Raw genomic sequence first — 21,678 nt, forward strand, 5'->3', positions numbered from 1 at the left:
CCGCGATCCGGTCGCGGGCCTCTTGGCCATGTCGCCCGTTCGCCCCTGACGCACAATGGACCCTCGCACGGTTCACAGTACGTCGGTACGCAGGGGAGGCGCGGGCATGGCTGCGGGAGCGGTCGGGGGGAAGACCGAGCAGGTCGAGGCGGAGAGACCGCTGTTGGACCACCTCAAAGCGATGGGGTGGCAGCACATCGAGGGGGCGCGGCTCAAACAATGGGGAGAACGCGACGACTTCAGGGATGTGCTGCTGGACCGGCGGTTGCGGGCCGCCGTACGTCGGACCTCGCCCTGGATGACGGACGTCGCGCATACCGAGGCCGCCGTTCTCCGGCTGCGTGGCGCCGCGCGCCAGGTGTCGGCGCAGTCGCTGGTGCAGGCAAACCGGGACGCCACCGAACTCCTGCTGCACGGTGTTCTGCACCCGGGCCCCGACGAGCACGATGTGAAGACGCAGTTCTTCGACTGGTCGCGCGAGGCGCTGGAGGGGAGCCGGGAGGAGGTCCTGGCACGTAACGACTACCTCGTCGTGGATCAGTTGCGTGTGTGTGACGCCGATGGCAAGCCGGCCGTACTGGACCTCGTGCTGTTCGTGAACGGCATCCCGCTCGTCGTCATCGAATGCAAGTCGCCGGACATACAGGACCCCCTCGGCAAGGCCGTTCGCGATCTGCGTGCCTACAGCGGGCGCCCCCTGGACGACGACACCAGGCAGGGAGAGGGCGCGCCCCGTGGCATACCGCATCTGTTCGCCCCGGTGCAGTTGCTGGTCGCCGCCGACGGAAGGGAAGCCGCGCTCGGCACGTACTCCTCGGCGGAGGAGCACTATGCGTTGTGGCGCAGCGTCACCCCGGACTACAGCGATCCGGATACGCCGGGTGGTGACGGCATGCCGGCACTGCGCCGGGAGCTGCGCGGCTGGGGCCTGCTGAGAGCAGAAGAGCAGCCTACCCTACAACAGAAACTGACTGCGATCGTCCTCAAGCCCGGCAACCTGCTCAACATCGTCCGGCATTACGTCTTCGAAAAGCCGCTTGGTGAAGACCTTGGCGCGGGGAAGAAGCAGGGAAAGGTCACCGAGGCCAAGACGGCCAAGGTGGTCTGTCGCCATCAGCAGTACCGGGCCACAGAGAAGATCGTCGAGCGGTTGCGCTCCCGTCCCAGCCGCGCCGTCACCGGCGGGGAGCGGGACGAGCGCGGCGGAGTCATCTGGCACACGCAGGGCGCTGGCAAGAGCTTCACCATGCAGTTCCTGGCCCGGCGCCTGCACATGAATCCGGACCCCCAGCTGAACGCCATCACTCTGGTCGCTGTCACGGACCGCAACGACCTCCAGCGGCAGCTTCGCAAGGCCGTGGAGCTCAGCGATTCGACCGTTCGTGAGGCCACGTCCAGGACGGACCTGGAGAAGCTGTTGCGTAGGGCGGGGCGCTACGGCGGTCGAGCGGTGATCTTCGCGACGATCCAGAAGTTCCTCGGGGACCTGGTGCCCGGTGGCACGGATGGGGCGAGCGATACCGTTGACAAAGAAGACCGGGCGCTGGACGAGGACTTCGACGAAGCGCGGCGGCGGCTCGCGGCGGGGGAGAACGCCCAGGAGGTCGCGGATCCCACACCGGACGACAAGACCCTGGCCAAGGCCGAGCGGATCTTTCCCGAGTGCAGCGACTCGGACCGCGTCCTGGTCCTGGTCGATGAGGCCCACCGTTCCCACACCTCGGTCCTTCACGCCTGCCTGCGCAAGGCTCTGCCCAATGCCGCCCGGATCGGCTTCACCGGGACCCCACTAATGGAGGGCAGGCTCACCGACACCGGGCGCATCTTCGGCCTGGAACCGAGCACTGGACCAGGCGGTGACCCGGAGTTTCTCGACACTTACCGCATGGCGGAAGCCGAAGAGGACAAGGTCGTCGTGCCTGTCCGGTACGAGGGCCGTACCACCAAGGCTGAGGTGCGTGACAAGGAGCGGATGGACCAGTGCTTCGAAGACCTCATCGAGCCGCTGGAGGATGCCGAGCGGGCGCGGGTGAGGAAGAAGTACGGCACTCCGAGTTCCCGGACCGTGGCCGAGTCGGTGCCGCTGATCCGGCGCAAGGCGGTCGACATGTTGGAGCACTACGTCACCGGCCCGCTCACGGGAGGGTTCAAGGCTCAGGTCGCCGTGGTCAGCAGACGGGCCGCCGTCCTGTATCGCAACGCCTTCCTGGATGCCCGGGCGGATCTGCTGCGGCGCGTTGCGGAGTTTGACCGCAGCGGGCGACGAGAGGGCCTGCGGGGCCGGGCCCCGGAGGCGTATACCGCCGAAGAAGCGCTCTTGTTGCGTGCCTGGCAGTTTCAGGAGCTGTTGCGGCGTATTGAATTCGTGCCGGTGATTTCTGCTGGTTCGGAGCAGAAGGACGGGCTGTGGCGCGAGTGGACCGATGAGAAGAAGCAGCGCGAGCACATCGCGCGTTTCCTCGCGCCGTTTCCGCAGCTACCACCGGAGAACCCGTGGGCCATCATGCCCCCAAGGGAGCCGGACCCGGTGCCGGCTGGTTCCGTCGGCGGGATGAACCCGTGGAGTGACCTGATCTGGGACACCAAAGAGGAGAGCGACCCGCCACCCGTCGCCTTCCTCATCGTGAAATCCATGTTGCTCACCGGCTTCGACGCTCCCATCGAGCAGGCGCTCTACTTGGACCGTCCCATCCGTGACGCGGAACTGCTTCAGGCGATCGCCAGGGTCAACCGTCCCGCCCGCCGCAAGACCGAGGGCCTGGTCGTCGACTACTACGGAGTTTTGTCCAACCTCGCGGTGACCCTGGCCGCCTACCAGGGAAACCCGCCCGCTCTGGACTCGCTGCGCAGCATGGCCGACGAGATCCCTGAGTTGAGCCGGACAGCGGACGTATTCCGCGACTTCCTTGCCGAAGCGGATATTGATGCCGAGAGCCTCACGACGCGTGCCGGCCTGGCGAGTGCTGTTCTCGCCTTGTCCGACCCCGGACAGCGGGCCGCGTTCGACAAGGCACTCGGCGCTTTCCTGAGTGCCGTGGACCGCGTCCTGCCGCACGAGGGCGCCTTGGAGCACCTGCCCGACGTACGGACATGGAGCGTGCTCCAGATGCGCGTGCGCCGCCACTACCGGGACGACACCGGAGGCGGTTTCACGATGCGCGGATATGGGCGCAAGGTACGGGCACTGATCGCCGACCACCTCGCAGCGGTGGAGGTTTCGCAGGCGATTCCGCCTGTGTCGATCCTCGCCCCCGACTTCGATGAGGTGGTCGCCACGCTGCCGGCCCGTGAGGCCGCTGCCGAACAGGTACAGGCTCTCCGCTACCACTTGGAGGAACGCCTGGCGGTGGAGGAGCGGAGCGTGTACCGGCAGCTCTCGCAGGAATTGGAAAGGGTGCTGGAAGAGTTCGCCGGGCGCTGGGATGCCATCGGCCAGAAGCTCGGCCCTCTTGTGGAGAGGGCCCGGCGTGCCGAGCAGAGTGACCCGGCCGTCGCACACCTGTCTCCGATGGAACAACGGCTGCACGCGCTGCTTGGTGAGAAGCTGGCGGAGAGCGAACTCCTTCACACTCCGGAGCCGGAAGAACTGCTTCACCTTGTCGCCGAGATGTATGACGAGATCACCAGTCAGGCCCGGCTGGCATCGTTCGGTGGTGAGGACAGGCACATCACGGTTCTTGAGGCACGCCTTTACGAGCGACTGCGCGCGTCCGGATACCGGTGCAGGGGTGATGGACGCGAGGAAGTGAAGAGGCTGGCATCGACGCTCGCCGGATACGCCGCACAACACTTGGGCACGTTCCGGGCGGAGGCACGGAGAGAATAGGTACATGTCTTCCCAGCCCGCTCGTCCATCGACCTGCCCCGGAGAACCCGTGCTCACCGAGAACGGGATTCTGGTCGTGGACGGGCGGGAGCTGAGGGTGCGGATCAGCCTTCGCCGCCGGCGCCTGGGCCTGACGGTCGAGCGTGACAGGGCCCTTACCCTGCACGTACCCGATGGGTGCGGGGTCCGACGAGCCGAAGAATTCGTGCGCGCCAGTGGCGCCTGGATCGACGACAAGACACGTCTCAGTGGCGAGCGCCGACAACTGCACCCTGTGCGCACCCTCCGCAATGGTGAGATCCATCGCTACCTGGGGCGGGACTACCGGCTCCTCATCGTCGACGATCAGTTGGCAGCGACGGCGGATGAGGGGTCAGGAGCTGCCGTCCGGCTGGTGGCGGGGCGGTTTCGATTGGACGGTACGGTCGCTGCCGACCCGAAGCGAGCGCGGAAGGCTATCGCTGACTGGTACAGCCAGGCGGGTCAGCGTTGGATGCGGGGGCGGCTTCAGCCGTGGGCTGCCAGGATGGACGTATCCGAACCGGCAGTACACGTCCGTGACCTGGGGCACCGGTGGGGAAGCTATCGCTCGGGACCGGCCGGTGGCGGAGTGATCTCCCTGCACTGGGCAACCTTCCAATTGCCGATCCATCTTGTCGACTACGTCGTGGCGCACGAGTTGGCACATGTGCGGGTGTCCGGGCATGGACCGGCCTACTGGCGACTGCTGGGCAGGGCGCTGCCGGAGTGCCGTCAGCTGAAGGAGGAGCTCGACGAACTCGGTCGAAGGGTGTGGATGGGAGATATGGACTATGAATCGTAAGCCTCGGAGGACCGGTCGGTACTGATAAACGGAAGGTGAATACGTTCTGCCTGGACGGTGCGCTCAGATCGGGTCGCTCGATGCGATCGGCAGAGTGCGGCGATCCTCCGTGTGGGCACGTTGAGAAATAAGCACCCGGAGCGTGCTCACTGGCGCGCTAAGGGAGCGGAATACTGTCGGCGGCAGCCGTGCGGGGCCGCGGTTCCGCTCCCTTCCGGAGCGGGGCCGCGGCTTTCGTGTTTCCGCAGGTGGTGAGCCTTGGGCGGGGGGCAGGTCCGCTACCGCCGGGCTTCGGAGCCGCCCACTATGGCGGCCCGCTGCTGCCTGAGCCGGTAGTTCTCGTCCAGCAGCCGGTGGTTCTCCTCGATCAGTGCCCGGCTTCTGAGCACCAGTTCGCGGGACGAGGCACGGGTGTCCCCCAGTTGCCGGGCCAAAGCTTCGTGCCAGGGGTCCACTGTCACGTCATACGGATGCCCGGTTCCGGCATCGCCATGTCCCGCGCGGGCCGGCATCAGCCCTTCTTCGTGTACGTGAACGTCGGCTTGCCGTCGTCGAAGACCCGGCGGAGCTTGCCGTCGGGCTGCAGGCGCAGGGTGCTGGGGGCGCCCGGGCTGCAGCTGGTGGCCGGGCCCGCCACGACGGTGGTCGGGCCGAGGCGTACCGGTGGTCCGCCGTTCATGAGGATGGCCTTGAACTCGCAGCGGAACTTGGCGCCGCGCGCTTCCATGGCGAGGACGGTGTCGCCGACCGCGCCCTGGGTGAGGGTGAAGCGGTAGGTGTCGCTGCCGCCCTTGCCGCGCTTGGTCTCCCACTCGCCGAGGAACTTCTGCGGGATGACGCCGGGCTCCTTGCCCGCCGCCTTGCCGACCTTGCCGTCCGCAGCGGTCACGGTGCCGCCGTCGGCCTTCGCGGCGCTCCCGTCGTCCCCGTCGGGGCTGAACCAGACGTAGGCGATGCCGATGCCGGCGGTGGCGAGGCCGAGGCCGACGGCGGCGGCCAGGCCGAGGGTGCGGGTCCGGGGGCGGCCGGTGGAGCGGGGGGTTCCGGTGGAGCCGGTGGTGCGACCGCGGTTGGTGTGGCCGGAGCGGCTGCTGTGACTGTTGTGTCCCTGGCCGCCGTGCCCGCCGTGCCCGCTGTTGCCACTGTGGCTGCTGTGGCTCGGACTTCCGCTGAGTCCGGTGCGGCCTGTGGCGCTCTTGCGGCGCCGGCCGTGGGTGGTGGCCCCGGCGGACGGTGCCGCGGTGGCGTCCGAGACGGCCGGCGCGGGCGTCGGAGCGCCCGCCGAGGCGTACGGCGGCGGGGTCGCGGTGCCGGGCGCCTGGGGCGGCAGGGGCGCCGAAACGGGCCCCGGCGCCGGCGCGGGGGTCTGCTCCCGGTCCTGGGCCGCGCCGGAGCGGCCCCAGGAGCCGTCGGCGCTCTCCCAGGACGGGCGGCCACCGGACCCGTCCCAGGACCGGTTGCCGGCCTTGTCCCAGGACAGGTCTCCGGAGCTGTCCCAGGACGCCTCCCCGGACTCGTCCCACGCGCCGTTCGGGTTCTCCGCGTCGAGCAGCTCGACGGCGTGCCGCCCCAGCTCGGCGATGAGCGCGCCCGGCAGCCACGGCTCCTGGCCGTCGTCCTCGGACCCGGTGTACGCGATGAGCTGCTCCGGCGTCGGGCGCTGCGCCGGGTCCTTGGCGAGGCAGGCCGCGACCAGGCTGTGCAGCCCGTACGGCAGCCCGGTCAGGTCCGGGTCCTCCTGGGCGATGCGGTACATCAGCGCGTGCACACCGCTGTCGGACGTACCGAAGGGCAGCCGCCCGGTGGCGGCGAACATCAGCACCGAGCCGAGGCAGAAGACGTCGCTGGCGGGCGTGACGGGCCGGCCGCGCACCTGCTCGGGCGACATGAAGCCGGGCGAGCCGACCGCCTGGTTGGTACGGGTGAGGCCGCCGCCGACGGTCACCGCCTCCAGCGCCCGGGCGATGCCGAAGTCGATGACCTTGGGGCCGTCGATGGTGAGCAGGATGTTGGACGGCTTGAGGTCGCGGTGCACGATGCCGGCGGCGTGGATGCTGCGCAGCGCGCCCGCCAGCCCGCCGGCGAGGATGCGTACGGAACGTTCGGGCAGCGGCGTACGGCCCTCGGTGATCACCTGCCGGAGCGAGGGGCCCGCGATGTAACCGGTGGCGACCCACGGTGTCGCGGCCTCGGTGTCGGCGTCCAGGACGGGCGCGGTCCACTCGCCGCCGACGCGCCGCGCGGCCTGCACCTCCTGCCGGAACCGGGCCCGGAAGTCGTCCTGGCCCGACAGTTCGGTCTTGACCAGCTTGACGGCGACCGTGCGGCCGCGGTCGGAACGGGCGAGGTAGACGCGGCCCATGCCGCCCTCGCCCAGCCGCCCCAGCAGCCGGTACGCCCCGATCCGCGGCGGGTCCTGGGGGCCGAGCTGCCCGAGGCGGCCGCGCTCTGCGCGCTCATTCACGTTCCGCTTGCCCTTTCAGCTTGTTCGCCCTGTGCTCCCGGACGTGCCCTGCGGGGACGGTGCCGCAGGCGCGAACGTATCGGACGACGCCGACGGTCCGGTTTCGGTTCCCCCGGTGTCCGTACGGGCCGTGGTCGGGCCGGGTCGTGTGCGGCCGGTGTGCGGTGCGGCCGGTGTGCGGTGTGGCCGGGCCGGCCGGGCCGGGCGCGGACTTCGGAACGGTCGTCAGGACGCGGGCGTGAGCGCACACTTCGGCGCACTCAGTAGCCGAGGTTATCTAGCGCGCGCGACAGCGTCTCCACCGCCTCCACGGCCGCGCGGAAGTCCGGCGTGCCGCCGAGCTGTTCGGCCAGGTCGGCGGCGAACGCGGCGCGATACGGGCTGATCCGGTGCAAAGGAGACAGACCGTCATCGGTGAGCGCGCGCAGCACCGGTGGGTGCGGGCGATTCGGCCCGCCGGCGCGCCCGCGTGACAGCGCCCTGCCGCTACGACAGGGATCTGCCAACGGAGCGCCCGGGTGTCGGCCGTCCGGGTGGGCCGGGCGCGTCAACCCGTGGAGAGGGGTGGAGTCGCCCCGTCCGTTCCTAGCGTCTGACGCGTACCGATCAGCGACCGACAGGAGAGACGCGCCATGGAGACGCTGGGCCGGCTCACCGCCCACCTCGTGCTCGACCTCACCGCGGTGAGCGTGCTGACGTTCGCCATCTACTACCCGCGCCACCGGCGCCGCGACCTGGTGCCCGCCTACCTCGCGCTGAACGTCGCGCTGTTCGCCGTCGTCTCGGCGCTGGCCCAGGTCGGCGAGGGCGGCGCGGCCCTCGGTTTCGGCCTGTTCGGAGTGCTGTCGATCATCCGGCTGCGGTCCGACTCGATCCAGCACGAGGAGGTCGCGTACTACTTCACCACCCTGGTCCTGGGCCTGCTGTGCGGCCTGCCGCACCTCGGCTTCGCCGTCGCGGCGACGCTCGCCGCCCTGCTGCTCCTGGTCATGTACGGCGCCGACCACCCGCGGCTGATGGCCCGGACCTGCCGGACCGTCGTCACCCTCGACGCCGTCCACACCGACCAGCGGGCGCTCTGCGCCGACCTGGCGCGGCGGCTCGGCGGCGAGCCGTGCGCCTGGACGGTCAAGGAAATCGACTTTGTCCGGGACCTGATGGTGGTGGACGTCCGCTTCCGTCTGCCGGAACCTTTCGGCAGGCCCGCTCGTACGACCTCACAGCGCACCGACCGCAACCGGCCCCGCACGATCACCCGCTCCCCCGCGCACCCGAAGCCCCGTCCCCTTTCCGAGGAGACCGTGTGATTCCCGCCGTACGGGCGATCGCCCGCGCCGCCATGGCGGCGCGCCCGATACCCCTCTCCGAGCTCCAGGCCCGCGCGGAGCTGATGGCCCGCATCGACCGCAGCTACCTCGTACCGGTCGGGATCTTCGCGGACTTCGCGGCCCGGCTGACCGACCCGCGGCGCCCCGGCGGCCCGTTCCAGGCGCTGTGCATCAACGGCCGCCGCTGGTTCGGCTACCACTCCGTCTACTACGACACCCCCGGCCTGCAGACCTTCCACGACCACCGGCAGGGCCGCCGCTACCGCTACAAGATCCGCGAGCGGCTGTACGAGGACTCCGGGGAGCGGCAGTTCGAGATCAAGCTCAAGGGACGGCGCGGCGAGACGCTCAAGCGGCGGCAGCCGCTGCTGCCCGGGGAAGCGACGCTAGGGCGCGGCCCGCGCGGCTTCCTGGCCTCCGTCCTGCACGGTACGTACGGCATCGCCGCCCCCGGCGAACTGGTGCCGTCGCTGGTGACCGACTACCGGCGCGCCACTTTCGTCGCGGACGAGCAGCGCATCACCTGCGACGCGGATCTGGTGTGCCGGGACGCGGGCACCGGCCGCAGCGTACGGGCCGACGGCGGACTGGTCCTGGTCGAGACGAAGTCCGCGGTCACCGGCCACCTGACGGAGGCGGACCGGCTGCTGCACACCTACGGGCTGCGGGCCGCCGAATTCACCAAGTACTGCGGGGCGATGGCGGCACTGCGGCCCGGCCTGACGTCCAATCAGTGGCGGCGGGCGGTGCGGGAGGCGTTTCCGCGGGCCGCGGCCTAGAGGCTGGGGCCGTGCGCCTCGGGCGCGGCGGTGTGCGGGGGCCGGGCCGTCCGCCGTCGCGCGGTGCGGGTTCCGGTGCCGGGGTGCCGGGGTGCCGGGGTGCCGGGGTGCCGGGGTGCCGCCTTGATGGGGGCGTCCAACTGAGCAGCCCCGAGAGGCTTGACGATGACGACGAAGGAGCCGTCTCCCTGAGCCGTCTCCCTGGACCCGTCTCCCCGGACCCGTCTCCCTGAGCCGTCTCGTGCGCCCTGGAGTTTCCTACAGCCCCACCGACAATCTGTCCGCACCCGTGGTGAGCGCCATACACAGTGTCGGTACCTCACGCCCCGCGCGCGTCCCTAGGCTGAAGGCGTCCGCCGTACCGTGCCCCTTGGCGGGCCCGAGCGATCCGAGGTAGTGCCCGTGACCACGACGCAACCCGACCCGGCAGCAGGCGCGGCGGTCAAGGCCGCCGACCGCGCGCACGTCTTCCACTCCTGGTCCGCGCAGGGCCTGATCGACCCGCTGCCGGTGGCCGGCGCCGAGGGCTCGTACTTCTGGGACTACGACGGCAACCGCTACCTCGACTTCTCCTCCCAGCTGGTCAACACCAACATCGGCCACCAGCACCCGAAGGTCGTCGCCGCGATCCAGGAGCAGGCCGGCAAGCTGTGCACCCTCGCACCGGGCTTCGCCGTGGACGTCCGCTCCGAGGCCGCCCGGCTGGTCGCCGAGCGCACCCCCGGCGACCTCGACAAGATCTTCTTCACCAACGGCGGCGCCGAGGCCGTGGAGAACGCGGTCCGCATGGCCCGGCTGCACACCGGCCGGACCAAGGTGCTGTCCGCCTACCGCTCGTACCACGGCGCCACCGCCGCCGCGATCAACCTGACCGGCGACCCGCGCCGCTGGCCGTCCGACACCGCGTCGGCCGGTGTCGTGCACTTCTGGGCGCCGTTCCTGTACCGCTCGCCCTTCCACGCGGAGAACGAGGCCCAGGAGTGCGAGCGCGCCCTCGCGCACCTGGCGGACACGATCGCCTTCGAGGGCCCGCAGACCGTCGCCGCGGTCATCCTGGAGACCGTCCCCGGCACCGCCGGGATCATGGTCCCGCCGCCCGGCTACCTGGCCGGTGTCCGCGAGATCTGCGACCGGTACGGCATCGTCTTCGTCCTGGACGAGGTCATGGCGGGCTTCGGCCGTACGGGCCACTGGTTCGCCGCCGACCACTTCGGCGTCACGCCGGACCTGCTGACCTTCGCCAAGGGCGTGAACTCCGGTTACGTACCGCTGGGCGGCGTCGCCATCTCCGCCGAGATCGCCGCCACCTTCGACCAGCGCCCCTACCCGGGCGGGCTGACCTACTCCGGGCACCCGCTGGCCTGCGCCTCCGCCGTCGCCACGATCAACGCGATGGCCGAGGAGAAGATCGTGGAGAACGCCGCCGAGATCGGCGAGAAGGTCATCGGGCCGGAGCTGCGCGCCATCGCGGAGCGCCACCCCTCGGTGGGCGAGGTGCGCGGCCTGGGCGTCTTCTGGGCGCTGGAGCTGGTCAAGGACAAGGAGACGCGCGAGCCGCTGGTGCCGTACAACGCGTCGGGCGCGGCCAACGGGCCGATGGCCGAGTTCGCGGCGGCCTGCAAGCGCGGCGGCCTGTGGCCCTTCGTGAACATGAACCGTACGCACGTCGTGCCGCCCTGCACCGTCACGGAGGCCGAGGCGAAGGAGGGCCTGGCGGCCCTGGACGCGGCCCTGTCGGTGGCGGACGGGCACACGCACGCACGCTGAGAACGGGCGCGGGCCGGGGCCCGGCCGCCCCGGCTGCCCCGGGCCACTCCCCGCGCCACCGTCGCCCCGCCCGTCCCCCTCGCCTATCGTGAGGGCGAGGGCCGCTCTCCTTGCGCGGTCTACGGACCATGCGGTCGCACGGGCCCCCGGGCCCCGCGGCCGCCGAAGGAGACGGACACGATGCCCGCCGGCCCAGGCAGCGGAGTCATACGGCGCAACACCCTGCGCCAGCAGATCGCCGACGCGCTGCGCGACGAGGTGCTGGCCGGACGGCTGCCCTGCGGAGACCAGTTCACGGTCAAGGAGATCGCCGAACAGTACGGGGTGTCCGCGACGCCCGTGCGTGAGGCCCTGCTCGACCTGTGCGCCCAGGGCCTCCTCGACGTCGAGCAGCACCGCGGTTTCCGGGTGCACGCCTTCACCGCCGCCGACTACCGGGCCATGATCGAGGCCCGCACCCTGATCGTCGAGGGCATCTTCCGCACCCGCGCGGAGCGGGCGCTGAGCACCGTGCCGCCCTCGGTGATGATGTCCATCCGGCGCCGTGCCGAGGAGGCCGAACGGGCCGCGCGGGCCGGTGACATGGACGTACTGATCGGGTACGACCTGCGCTTCTGGCGCGAACTGGGCAGTCTGGTGGGAAACCCGTACATCAGTGACTTCCTGGACCGGGTGCGGGTCCAGAGCTGGGTCTTCGCCGTGCCGCTGCTGCGGCGCGAGCCGGATCTGCGCGGGCGGCTGTGGCACGGTCACCGCGATCTGGTCAGCGCCGTCGTCCGGCACGACCTGTCCGAGGCACAACGGCTGGTACGCGAGTACAACGAGCACTCCCTCGCCCTCGTCGGTGGACCCGGGTAGCACTACGCTGTCCCGACCGCCCCCCACCCGACTGGAAGCGAGTCTCGTCTCGTGGCATGTGACCTGTGGCTGGTCCCCCTTGTCGATGTGCTGTGCCACAGCCCCGACAACCCCTTCTCCGAAGAGATCGCCGCCTACGACCAGGCCCTCACGGAAGCGGGGCTGCCGCCGGTCCCCGTCTTCAGCTACATGCCCGGCCTCTCCGGGGACGTCGCCCCGGTGGCGGGCTTCGACTACGACGCCCTGCACTTCCTGCGGCGCGCGTACCTGCTGAAGATCTGCGGCCTCGAAGTGACACCGGTGGACGAACTGGGCGGCGACTACGAGCAGTTGCTGGAGATGTTCGAGACCACGGCCCAGCAGTCGCACCTGGTCTGGCACTACGACCACGCCGGGGCGTACGTCCCGGTCGACTTCCCGCACCCGCTGGCCACCGACGAACTCCTGGAGGGCGGCGGGCCGCTGGGCTCCGCGCACGGCCTGCTGCGCGACCTCGAACTGGTCGCGCCGGCCATCGGCATCGATCCGGCCAATCCGCCGGCCGCGCCGCAGGCCCCGTCGCGGCCCACCACGCTGGAGGAACGGGTGGAGGGGCTGCCGCCGGACGACAGCCCGTTCGCGCGGGAGCGGCACGTCTGGCTGGGGCTGCACGCGGCGGCCACGCGCAGCCTGGGCCAAGGGTCGATGATCGTCTTCAGCTGACGGCGGCCGGCATCGGCCGGTGCGGGCGCGGCCGCCGGACCGCGCGAGCGGGCGTACGCCCTCAGCGCGGCGACTCGGGCGGCCGCTGCCGCGGCATGTTCGGGCGGGTGCCCGGCGGGAGCGTGATCCGGCCCGGTTGCGGACTGCCGGGCTCCGGGCGCTGTCCCCATTGCGCCGTCGCCCGCGCGGCCGGCGGCAGCGGACCCGGACGGAACTGGGCCATCCAGTCGGCGGTCTCGGCCCGCACCAGCTCCGCGATGTCCTCGTTGAACCGGCGCAGTACGCCCAGGCAGCGCTCCGCCGCCTCGCCGGCGGTGCCCTCCGTCGGGCCGAGGACCTCGCGGACGTTCTCCGAGGCCCAGTCGAACTGCAGGACCTCCAGCCGCCGTTGCACCGCCTGCGCGGTCGCCACGTCCCGCATCCAGCCCGCGGTCACGCCGAAGAACCGGTCCCCGGCCACACACACCGCCGCGACCAGCAGCGCCAGATACCCCCACTTCGCGCCCCCGGGCGCCACCCCGGTCAGGTCGAGCAGCGGCAGCAGGCCGCCCACGGCCACCCCGGCCGCCGCCCCCAGGCGCAGGGCCCGCGCGCCGCGCCGTTTGGCCACCCGGTCGTGCAGGTACCAGGAAGCGGCCCGCAGGGCGCCCTCCTCGACCCAGTGGTACAGCTCGTCGAGGCGCTCAGCCGGCTCGCCCCAGTCCCCGAGCGGGAAGGTGCGGCTCCCCAGATCGCCGCGGCCGCCCCCGGGCCCGCGCTCCTCCCGAGGGAGCCCCTCGGGCTGCATCTCCGGCTGACTCACCCGTGCACTCCCTCATGCAGATACGTGCGATGCGCGCGGTACGTACGAGACGGCCGGTGCGCATCCTCCTTCCTACCGCCGAACGGTGGGCCTCGCCCCCAAGATCGCTTTATTTCCGCCCGGAAGTGGTGCGGAATCAGGTATAGGGCCATGACCGCTCTCACTCGAAAGAGTGGCCACTGCCCGGTGGCGTACGGTTTCCACGGCTTCCGGCCCTTTGGTCCCCGGTCCCGTCCCCACTCCCTGCCCGGCCGCCCAGGGCCCGCGGGGGCACCGCCCCGCGCCCGCGCCCGCGCCGACTAGGCTGCTCACGTGAAGGTCCTCGTCATCGGCGGCGGCGCCCGCGAACACGCCCTGTGCCGCTCACTGTCCCTCGACCCCGACGTCACCGCGCTGCACTGCGCCCCCGGCAACGCCGGCATCGCGGAAGTGGCCGAGCTGCACACCGTCGACGCCGTCGACGGCGCGGCGGTGGCAGACCTGGCGCAGCGCCTGGAAGCGGACCTGGTGGTGGTCGGCCCCGAAGCGCCGCTGGTCGCCGGGGTCGCCGACGCCGTCCGTGAGCGCGGCGTCCCGGTCTTCGGGCCGTCCGCGCAGGCGGCCGTGCTGGAGGGCTCCAAGGCGTTCGCCAAGGACGTGATGGCCGCTGCCGGGGTGCCCACCGCCCGCAGCTACCTGTGCACCACCCCCGCCGAGATCGACGCGGCGCTGGACGCGTTCGGCGCCCCGTACGTGGTCAAGGACGACGGCCTGGCGGCCGGCAAGGGCGTCGTGGTCACCGAGGACGTCGAGACCGCCCGCGCCCATGCGCTCGCGTGCGACCAGGTCGTCATCGAGGAGTTCCTGGACGGCCCCGAGGTCTCCCTGTTCGCGGTCACCGACGGCGAGACCGTCGTGCCGCTCCAGCCCGCCCAGGACTTCAAGCGCGCCCACGACGCCGACGAGGGCCCGAACACCGGCGGCATGGGCGCCTACAGCCCGCTGCCCTGGGCCGACCCCAAGCTGGTCGACGAGGTGCTCCAGACCGTCCTCCAGCCCACCGTCGACGAACTGCGCCGCCGCGGCACCCCCTTCTCCGGGCTGCTGTACGCGGGCCTGGCGATCACCTCGCGCGGCGTGCGCGTGATCGAGTTCAACGCGCGCTTCGGCGACCCGGAGACCCAGGTCGTGCTGGCCCGCCTCCGTACCCCGCTGTCCGCGCTGCTGCACGCGGCCGCCACCAGCACGCTGGCCGCGCTGCCGCCGCTGCGCTGGAGCGACGACGCCGCGGTGACGGTCGTGGTGGCCTCGCACAACTACCCCGGTACGCCGCGCACGGGCGACCCGATCGGCGGCCTGACCGAGGTCGCGGAGCAGGACGCGCCCGGCGCGTACGTCCTGCACGCGGGCACGAAGAAGGACGCCGCCACCGGCGAGGTCGTCAGCGCGGGCGGCCGGGTGCTGTCCGTGACGGCCACCGGCACCGACCTGGCCGCGGCCCGGGAGCGCGCCTACCGGGCGCTCGGCCGGATCACGCTGGACGGGTCGCACCACCGTACGGACATCGCGGCGCGGGCGGCCGGGGAGAGCTGAGCCCGTACCGGTGCTTTTCCGGCCCGGACCGGTCCGCTTTCCGGGCCGGTCCGGATCGCTTTCGGGCCGCTTTCGGGCCCCTTTCCGGCCGGTCGGCGTCCGGCTGGGTCCGGGCCGGGTCCGGGCCGTGTCCGACCCGGCCCGCGGAGTGCCCGCTACGCGCCGTTCCGGGCGTACCGGACGATTTTGGCCGGGATATGGCTCCCGGCTTTACCCAAAGCCATTCCATCGAGTGACCGCACCGCCATCCGGCTGACGGGGAGGGACGCCCCAACTAGGGTTCCCCGCAAGCGTCGTGTGGCGCCCGTGCCGCCCCGCGGTACGGCTGTCACGGCGGCGTCCGGCAAGTGGCTCACCGGCATTGCGGTGTCGGTGGCCGGTGCCACAGTGGTGGAGAGTGAGCGACGCCGCCGGAAGCCGTCCGCGGTCCCGGCGCCGTTGCCCCGCTCTCGTCTCGTCCCGTGTTCTCTTCGTCCCGTTGATCAGGGCAGCAGGGGGTGTACAGGCTGGTGGCAGGTCCGGAAGCAGGAGCAGAGGCGGCGCGCGCCCGCGCGCTCGCGGTGCTGCGGATCCGCGGCGCGGCGCTGGGCGTGGCCCTGGTGCCCGCGGCGGTGGCCGTGGTGCTGCTCGTCGGCGGCCTCACCGGCCGCATCGGCCGCGCCGACCCGGTCACGAGTTCCGGCGGCTGGGACACGGCGCGCTGGGCGGTGACCGGCATCGCGCTGGTCGTGCTGCTGCTGGCGGCGCTGGTCACGGCCGTCGTCGTCCGGGCGCGGCCCGCGCTGAGCCCGTCGGTACCGATAGCCGAGTCCTCGGCCCCCGACCTGTACCGCCTGGTAAGGGACCTGGCCGACCGCCTGGAGGTGCCGGCGCCGTCCGCGATAGCCCTGACACCCGACTGCGACAGCTGGCTGGAGGACCGTACGCACCGGGCGCACACCCCGCCGCGCGGCCGGGCGGCGCGTGGTGGCGGGGGCGCGGGAGCGCGCGACGGCGCGCGGGCCGAGCAGGCGCCGGTCCTGGTGATCGGTTCGCCGTTCATGTGGTGGATGCGGGTCGCCGAGCTGCGGGCCCTGCTGGCGCCCGTGGTGGCCGGCACCGGACCGTCCGCCAACCCGGACATAGCCGCGGCCCGCCGCTTCGTACGGGGCCTGGACGCCGCGGTGGCGGTCTCCGCGCGGGCCAAGAGCCCGCTGACCGCACCGGCGCCCGCGTTCGTCGGCTGGGTCGCGCGGCTGCTGCTGCGGGCCTGCCGCGAGCACGCCCTGGAGATGGAGCGGTGCGTGGCCGCCGCCGCGTCCGAGCGGGCCCAGAGCGTCGACTACGGCCTGCGGATCGTCGCCCAGGAGCAGGTCGGGCTGGCGTACGCGGGCTGGGACCGGCTGCTGACCCGGGTCGCGCTGCCCGCCTGGCGGATGGGCCGCTGGCCCTCCCGGCTGGACGCCGGGGTGGTCTCCGCGCTCACCGAACTCTCCCGCCGCGACCGTCTGGCCGAAGGTTTCGCCTCCCGCCTGGGCGAGCGCCCGGCGTGCGACCTCCTGGAGGAGCCCGGCGCCGTCGACCGCGCCGCCTCCCTCCTCGCCGCCCGCCTCTTCCACGGCGGCCCGGCCGAGCCGGGACCCGACTGGTCGCCGGTCGGCTGGCAGCAGTATCCGGAGGAGGTCGTGGACCGCAAGTGGCGCCAGGAGGCCGCCCGGCTCCACCGTGTCCTGGACGCCCTCCCGCCGGAACCGGCCGAGGGCGCGCAGCCTTCGCGCCCCCCGGCGGCGCCGGAGCGCCCCGCCCGGCCCGAGTGCCGCATCCCCCACCCGGCGCCGCAGTCCCCGGAGGAGCAGTCCCCGGGTCCGCAGCCGACAGGGCCGAAGGCGTCCGGGCCGCAGCCGTCGGGTCCCGGTCCGCAGGGGCCCGGCCCTCCGGGCCGCAGCCCCCGGCGCCGGGGGAGCGGTCCGCCGATCCCGGACCGGAGAGTTCCGGTCCGACGCTGGTACGGGTCATCGAGCGCCTGACGGCGGACGAGCGCGCGGGCGACCTGGTGGCCGCCCGGCTCGGCGCCGAGCTGGCGCGGGAGGAGCGCGCGGAGGCGGAGCGCCAGGCCGCCCGCGAGCCGGTGGCCGACGGCCCGGACACGGGCGTACCGGGTGTGCCGGGCCTCCCCGGCGTCACCTGGGGCGACGGCCTCGCCGACGGGCTCCCGCTGTTCCCGATGCAGCCCCCGCGCACGGGCCGTGAGCTGCTCGCCGACCATGTGACCGCGATGGTGTGCTGCGCCGCCGTGGACACCGCCGGCGCCGCCCCCGGTCTGGACTGGCTCGACGGCCCGGTGCTGCTCGTGGACGGCGCGCGCCGTTCGGACCTGGGTCACCCGGTGCTCCGGCTCGTCGACGACGGGGACGCGGGCCCGCTGGGCGACTGGCTCGGTGAGGTCGGCGTGCGGCCCGAGAAGCCGGTCCGGCTCGTGTGAGGGGCGCCAAGGGCGCGCAGGGAGCGTACGGGGGCGCATTCGGGGGCATGAAGGAGCCGAGTGCGCCTGTTGTCGGCACCCACCGGGCATCACCCGCACGACCGGGCTGAATGTTCCCCTCCAGTTCGCCGTTCATGGCCGGAACCCTTGCGAATTCACGACGAAGGGTGACGGAGCAAGTGCGTAATGTGATGTGCTGGGGGTGGCCCCAGTCGTTCAATCGAGCACGACATCTGAGTGCCGCGGCGGCCTGCTCAGTCGGCGGGGGGACGCAGGGAGGGGAGTACGAATGGGGACGGAGCAGATCCGGCGCTGGGAGTCGGGAGCACTCGCGCACGCGGTCACGGATCCGTTCGGACAGGGCCCGCTGCCCTGGCTGCGCGGCAGCGAGAACTACTTCGACTCCGGTCAGGTGGTCCCCTGGTACGTCGACCCGGCGGTGGCCCCCGGAGAGAAGCGCCTGCCCTCGCCCCGCTCCAGTGCAGGACCCCGGACGGCCGACGACGTACGGCAGCAGATCAAGGGCTTCGTGAGCACCGGCGCGGTGGCCCCCGGCGAGGCCATCGACTTCCGCGTCTCGGTCGATCCGCCGCAGCCCTTCAGCATCGACATCTACCGCATCGGCCACTACGCGGGCACCGGCGCCGCCAAGATCACGACCAGCCCCCGGCTGGCCGGCATCGTGCAGCCCGCACCGCTCACCGCCGACCGCACGGTCTCCTGCCACCACTGGTGGCTGTCCTGGCGCCTCCAGGTCCCCACGTACTGGAAGCTGGGCGCCTACGTCGCCGTGCTGACCACCGCCGACGGCCACCGCAGCCACGTCCCCTTCACGGTCCGTGACGCCCACCCCGCCGACCTCCTGCTGCTCCTGCCCGACATCACCTGGCAGGCGTACAACCTCTACCCGGAGGACGGCCGCACCGGCGCCAGCCTGTACCACGCCTGGGACGCCGACGGCTCGCTGCTCGGCGAGCCGGACGCCGCCACCACCGTCTCCTTCGACCGCCCGTACGCGGGCGCCGGCCTGCCCCTGCACGTCGGCCACGCCTACGACTTCATCCGCTGGGCCGAGCGCTACGGCTACGACCTCGCCTACGCCGACGCCCGCGACCTGCACGCCGGGCTGGTCGACCCGTCCCGCTACCGCGGCCTGGTCTTCCCCGGCCACGACGAGTACTGGTCCCAGCCGATGCGGCGGACCGCCGAACTGGCCCGCGACAGCGGCACCTCGCTGGTCTTCCTGTCCGCCAACACCATGTACTGGCAGGTCGAACTGGCCCCCTCGCCCGCCGGACCGGACTCCCTCCTCAGCTGCCGCAAACGGCAGGGCCCCGGCAAGCCCGCCCTCTGGCGCGAGGCCGGCGACCCGGAACAGCAGCTGATGGGCATCCAGTACGCGGGCCGGGTGCCGGAGCCCGCGCCGCTGGTCGTGCGCAACGCCGACCACTGGATGTGGGAGGCGACCGGCGCCCACGAGGGCGACGAACTGCCGGGCCTCGTCGCCGGCGAGGCGGACCGATACTTCCCGCGTACGCCGCTGCCCGAGCACAGCCACCGCATCCTGCTGGCGCACTCCCCGTACGAGGACAGCGAGGGCAACCGCCGCCATCAGGAGACGTCGCTGTACCGGGCCCTCAGCGGCGCCCTGGTCTTCGCGTCCGGCACTTTCGCCTGGTCACCGGCGCTGGACCGCCCCGGGCACGTGGACGAACGGGTGCAGCGGGCCACGGCCAATCTGCTCGACCGCATCTGCAAGCGGGACTGAGCAGCCGGGGGAGTGGGGCGGCGGCCTCAGGGATGTCGCCGCTACCGCGCCGCGAACGTCCCCAGCTCCCGGGCCAGCGCCACCGTCAGCGCCCGGAAGATCCGTACCTCGGGGTTGGGGTCGCCCGCCCGCGTCGCCAGCACGCTGTGTGCGCACGGCGCGTCCAGCACCGGTACGTACACCGTCCCGGGCCACGGGTAGTAGCGGGCGAAGGACTTCAGTCCGGAGCCCGCGCCGCGGCCCGCCGCGACACTCGTCAGCACGTCGTGCGGGGTCAGCGCGCAGTCCGGGGCGCGGCGCTCGCCCTCGTCGAAGTACAGGTAGTCGGTGAACGGACGCGGGGTGTGCCGGGGCAGCCGCAGGTACGGCAGGTCGATGATGTCCGCGACCCGGACGCCCGTCGCCGCCGCGTCCGCGAGCTGCGAGGCCGCCGGGACGGCGACGATCCGCTGCTCGGTGGTCAGGATGTCTACCTCGATGCCCTCACTCTGGATCGCGGGCCGTACGAACGCGACGTCCACCCGGTCCTCGCGCAGCGCGCTGCAGTGCTCCGTGAAGGTCAGCTGGACCAGCTTGAGCGGGACCTCCGGGCGGGCCCGGCGGAAGGCGTTGACGGCCGCCGGCGTGACCTCGGCCGAACCGTGGCCCATCACCCCCACCCGCAGCCCGCGCGCCGCCAGGGACGAGGCCGCCGAAGCGCGCTGCGCCGCCTCGGTCACGTCCTCCACGGCGGCGTTCGCGGCGGCCAGCAGCGTACGGGCGTGGGAGGCCAGCCGCCGGCCGGCGGCGGTCGGCGCAGCCGGGCCGTTGCCGCGGTCCAGCAGCCGGGTGCCGAGCTCGCGCTCCAGCTGCTGCACGTGCTGGGTGACCGCGGCAGGGGAGAGGAAGAGCCGCGACGCGGCCCGCCCGAAGTGGCCTTCCTCGACCACCGCCAAGAAGGAAGACAGGCGTCGCAGGTCCATGAGTGCCACGATAAAACGATCCGCCGTCCGGTCACGGGGGCCGTTCACGATTCCTGAACGGAGGCCGCGTTCAGGGCCTCCGGCCTCGTACAACGGCTCTCATGAGCACGCCCGCCGCCGATCCGCGCACCGATCCGCGTACCGATCCACGTACCGGCTCCCGTAGTGATTCCCGTACGGATCTCCGTGCGGATGCCCGTACCGACTCCCCTACCGCCTCCCCTACCGACTCCCGTACCGACTCCCGTCACCGCCACTGGCTCCGGGCCGGCTGGATGATGACGGCCTCCGGCTGGAGCGCCAACCAGTTCTCCGCCCTCCTCGGCGCCTACCGCGACGACCTGGGCCTGACCACGGCCACCACCACCGCCCTCTTCGCGGTGTACGTCCTCGGCCTGATCCCCGGGCTGCTGCTGGGCGGTCCGCTCGCCGACCGGCACGGCCGCCGCCCCGTGGTCTTCACCGCGCTCGCCACCGCCGCCGTGGCGACCTGTCTGCTGATGGCGGGCCCGGCCGCCGCCTGGCTGCTGTGGCCGGGCCGCTTCCTGACCGGCCTCGGCGCGGGCGCCCTGCTCACCGCGGGCAGCGTGTGGATCAAGGAACTCTCGTCCGCCCCGTACGACCCGGCCACCGCACCCGGCACGGCGGCCCGCCGCTCCGGGCTCTTCCTCTCCGCGGGCTTCGCCTCCGGCGGGCTGGCCGCCGCGCTGATCGCCCAGTGGGCACCGCACCCGATGGTCACGGCGTACGTCCCGCACCTGGTGCTCTCGGCGGTGGCCGCGCTGGCGGCCGCCCGGGCGCCGGAAACGGGCCGGGCCGGGCCCGTACCGCACTCCGCCGCCTCCGCCGCCTCCGCCGCCGACGGGGCCCGGCCCGCCGCCCACGGGACGTCCGGCGCCCCCTTCCGGCGGCTGGTGGCTCCCGTGGCGCCCTGGGTGTTCGCCGCCCCCACCATCGCCTTCGTGACCCTCCCCGGACTCGTCGGTGACCGTCTGGACGGCTGGCAGACCGTGTACGCGGGCGTCGCCACCGCCGTGACCCCGGGCGCCGGGCTCCTCGTGGCGCCCCTCGCCCGCCGGCTCGCCGCCCGGCACCGCCTCGCCACCGCCGCCGCCGGACTGGCGGCCGTCGCACTCGGCCTCCTCGTCGCCGCCGGGGCCGTCGCGGCCGGGCAGCCCGTCGTGGCGCTGATCGCCGCGGCCGTGCTCGGCGGCGGTTACGGGCTGTGCGTGGCATACGGGCTGACCGAGGTCGCCGCCCTGGCGCCGCCGCACCGGCTGGCCCGCCTGACCGCCCGCTTCTGGACCCTCGCCTACCTGGGCTTCTTCGCCCCCTACGTGATCACCCTGGTCAGCGCGTCGGTGCCGCCGCCGGTCGTCCTCACGGTCGCCGCGGTGCTGGCCCTGCTGACGCTGGCCGCGGTCGGCCGCGCCGCACGCCGGGACGGAGTGTGAGCCGCAACGGTCCGTATCCGGCCCGCACCCGGCCCGTCCCCGGCTCGCACCTAACCGGGACCTGACCTGCACCCGACCCGCACCCGACCGGACCCTGCGCCGCCGCTTCCAC

15 protein-coding genes and 1 pseudogene are annotated in these 21,678 nt (G+C 72.6%); 11 read left to right on the forward strand and 5 right to left on the reverse strand.

Annotation, left to right across the window (positions count from 1 at the left end; all coding sequences use genetic code 11):
* Window positions 1-106: 106 nt before the first annotated feature.
* Window positions 107-3,826 carry a type I restriction endonuclease subunit R gene (locus tag OEIGOIKO_RS21825; RefSeq protein ID WP_170251795.1) on the forward strand — a complete coding sequence of 1,240 codons (3,720 nt, stop codon included), beginning with the start codon at window positions 107-109 and terminating at the stop codon, window positions 3,824-3,826.
* Window positions 3,827-3,875: 49 nt separating this feature from the next.
* Entirely contained in the window at window positions 3,876-4,649 is a 774-nt protein-coding gene (locus tag OEIGOIKO_RS21830) for a M48 family metallopeptidase (RefSeq protein WP_246177474.1), read from the forward strand.
* Window positions 4,650-4,927: 278 nt separating this feature from the next.
* Here the strand turns inward: OEIGOIKO_RS21830 and OEIGOIKO_RS41710 are convergent, their stop codons facing one another.
* The 3 genes from OEIGOIKO_RS41710 to OEIGOIKO_RS41715 form a co-directional block, all read right to left on the reverse strand.
* Window positions 4,928-5,104 (reverse strand): hypothetical protein, encoded by a 177-nt coding sequence (locus OEIGOIKO_RS41710; RefSeq protein WP_218040004.1) that lies wholly within the window; start codon window positions 5,102-5,104, stop codon window positions 4,928-4,930.
* A gap of 56 nt (window positions 5,105-5,160) precedes the next feature.
* On the reverse strand, window positions 5,161-7,113 hold the full coding sequence (locus tag OEIGOIKO_RS21835) for a serine/threonine-protein kinase (RefSeq protein ID WP_246177475.1): 1,953 nt from the start codon (window positions 7,111-7,113) through the stop codon (window positions 5,161-5,163).
* Window positions 7,114-7,373: 260 nt separating this feature from the next.
* Entirely contained in the window at window positions 7,374-7,544 is a 171-nt protein-coding gene (locus OEIGOIKO_RS41715) for a hypothetical protein (RefSeq protein ID WP_170251799.1), read from the reverse strand.
* A 201-nt stretch (window positions 7,545-7,745) separates the two neighbouring features.
* Between OEIGOIKO_RS41715 and OEIGOIKO_RS21840 the strand changes: the two genes are divergently transcribed.
* The 5 genes from OEIGOIKO_RS21840 to OEIGOIKO_RS21860 all read left to right on the forward strand — a co-directional run bounded on the left by OEIGOIKO_RS21840 (window position 7,746) and on the right by OEIGOIKO_RS21860 (window position 12,547).
* Window positions 7,746-8,420 carry a DUF4956 domain-containing protein gene (locus OEIGOIKO_RS21840; protein WP_125055461.1) on the forward strand — a complete coding sequence of 225 codons (675 nt, stop codon included), beginning with the start codon at window positions 7,746-7,748 and terminating at the stop codon, window positions 8,418-8,420.
* Window positions 8,417-9,220, forward strand: a complete 804-nt coding sequence (locus OEIGOIKO_RS21845) for a polyphosphate polymerase domain-containing protein (protein ID WP_125055462.1) — start codon at window positions 8,417-8,419, stop codon at window positions 9,218-9,220. Before OEIGOIKO_RS21840 ends, OEIGOIKO_RS21845 begins: the two co-directional genes overlap by 4 nt.
* A 402-nt stretch (window positions 9,221-9,622) precedes the next feature.
* Window positions 9,623-10,987, forward strand: coding sequence for an aspartate aminotransferase family protein (locus OEIGOIKO_RS21850; RefSeq protein WP_125055463.1), 1,365 nt, complete (start codon window positions 9,623-9,625; stop codon window positions 10,985-10,987).
* A gap of 180 nt (window positions 10,988-11,167) precedes the next feature.
* A complete protein-coding gene (locus OEIGOIKO_RS21855) occupies window positions 11,168-11,845 on the forward strand; it encodes a GntR family transcriptional regulator (protein ID WP_125055464.1) in 678 nt (225 codons plus the stop codon).
* 51 nt (window positions 11,846-11,896) lie between these two features.
* Window positions 11,897-12,547, forward strand: a complete 651-nt coding sequence (locus OEIGOIKO_RS21860) for a hypothetical protein (RefSeq protein WP_030023236.1) — start codon at window positions 11,897-11,899, stop codon at window positions 12,545-12,547.
* Window positions 12,548-12,608: 61 nt separating this feature from the next.
* Here the strand turns inward: OEIGOIKO_RS21860 and OEIGOIKO_RS21865 are convergent, their stop codons facing one another.
* Window positions 12,609-13,349, reverse strand: coding sequence for an SLATT domain-containing protein (locus OEIGOIKO_RS21865; RefSeq protein ID WP_125055465.1), 741 nt, complete (start codon window positions 13,347-13,349; stop codon window positions 12,609-12,611).
* A gap of 312 nt (window positions 13,350-13,661) precedes the next feature.
* Here OEIGOIKO_RS21865 and purD point away from each other — a divergent pair, with 312 nt between their 5' ends.
* The 3 genes and pseudogenes from purD (at window position 13,662) to OEIGOIKO_RS21880 (ending at window position 19,150) form a co-directional block, all read left to right on the forward strand.
* Window positions 13,662-14,921, forward strand: a complete 1,260-nt coding sequence (gene purD / locus OEIGOIKO_RS21870) for a phosphoribosylamine--glycine ligase (RefSeq protein ID WP_125055466.1) — start codon at window positions 13,662-13,664, stop codon at window positions 14,919-14,921.
* Between the two features lie 497 nt (window positions 14,922-15,418).
* Window positions 15,419-17,382: pseudogene (locus OEIGOIKO_RS21875) on the forward strand (hypothetical protein).
* A gap of 289 nt (window positions 17,383-17,671) precedes the next feature.
* Complete coding sequence (locus OEIGOIKO_RS21880; protein ID WP_125055467.1) at window positions 17,672-19,150, forward strand: N,N-dimethylformamidase beta subunit family domain-containing protein; 1,479 nt, start codon at window positions 17,672-17,674, stop codon at window positions 19,148-19,150.
* Between the two features lie 41 nt (window positions 19,151-19,191).
* On the opposite strand, the gene OEIGOIKO_RS21885 is transcribed toward OEIGOIKO_RS21880, so the two are convergent.
* Window positions 19,192-20,112 carry a LysR family transcriptional regulator gene (locus tag OEIGOIKO_RS21885; protein WP_125055468.1) on the reverse strand — a complete coding sequence of 307 codons (921 nt, stop codon included), beginning with the start codon at window positions 20,110-20,112 and terminating at the stop codon, window positions 19,192-19,194.
* Window positions 20,113-20,213: 101 nt separating this feature from the next.
* Here OEIGOIKO_RS21885 and OEIGOIKO_RS21890 point away from each other — a divergent pair, with 101 nt between their 5' ends.
* Complete coding sequence (locus OEIGOIKO_RS21890; RefSeq protein WP_246177478.1) at window positions 20,214-21,566, forward strand: MFS transporter; 1,353 nt, start codon at window positions 20,214-20,216, stop codon at window positions 21,564-21,566.
* The last annotated feature ends 112 nt before the right edge of the window (window positions 21,567-21,678 follow it).

The sequence above is a fragment of the Streptomyces paromomycinus genome, assembly GCF_003865155.1.
In the GTDB taxonomy this organism is placed as follows: domain Bacteria; phylum Actinomycetota; class Actinomycetes; order Streptomycetales; family Streptomycetaceae; genus Streptomyces; species Streptomyces chrestomyceticus.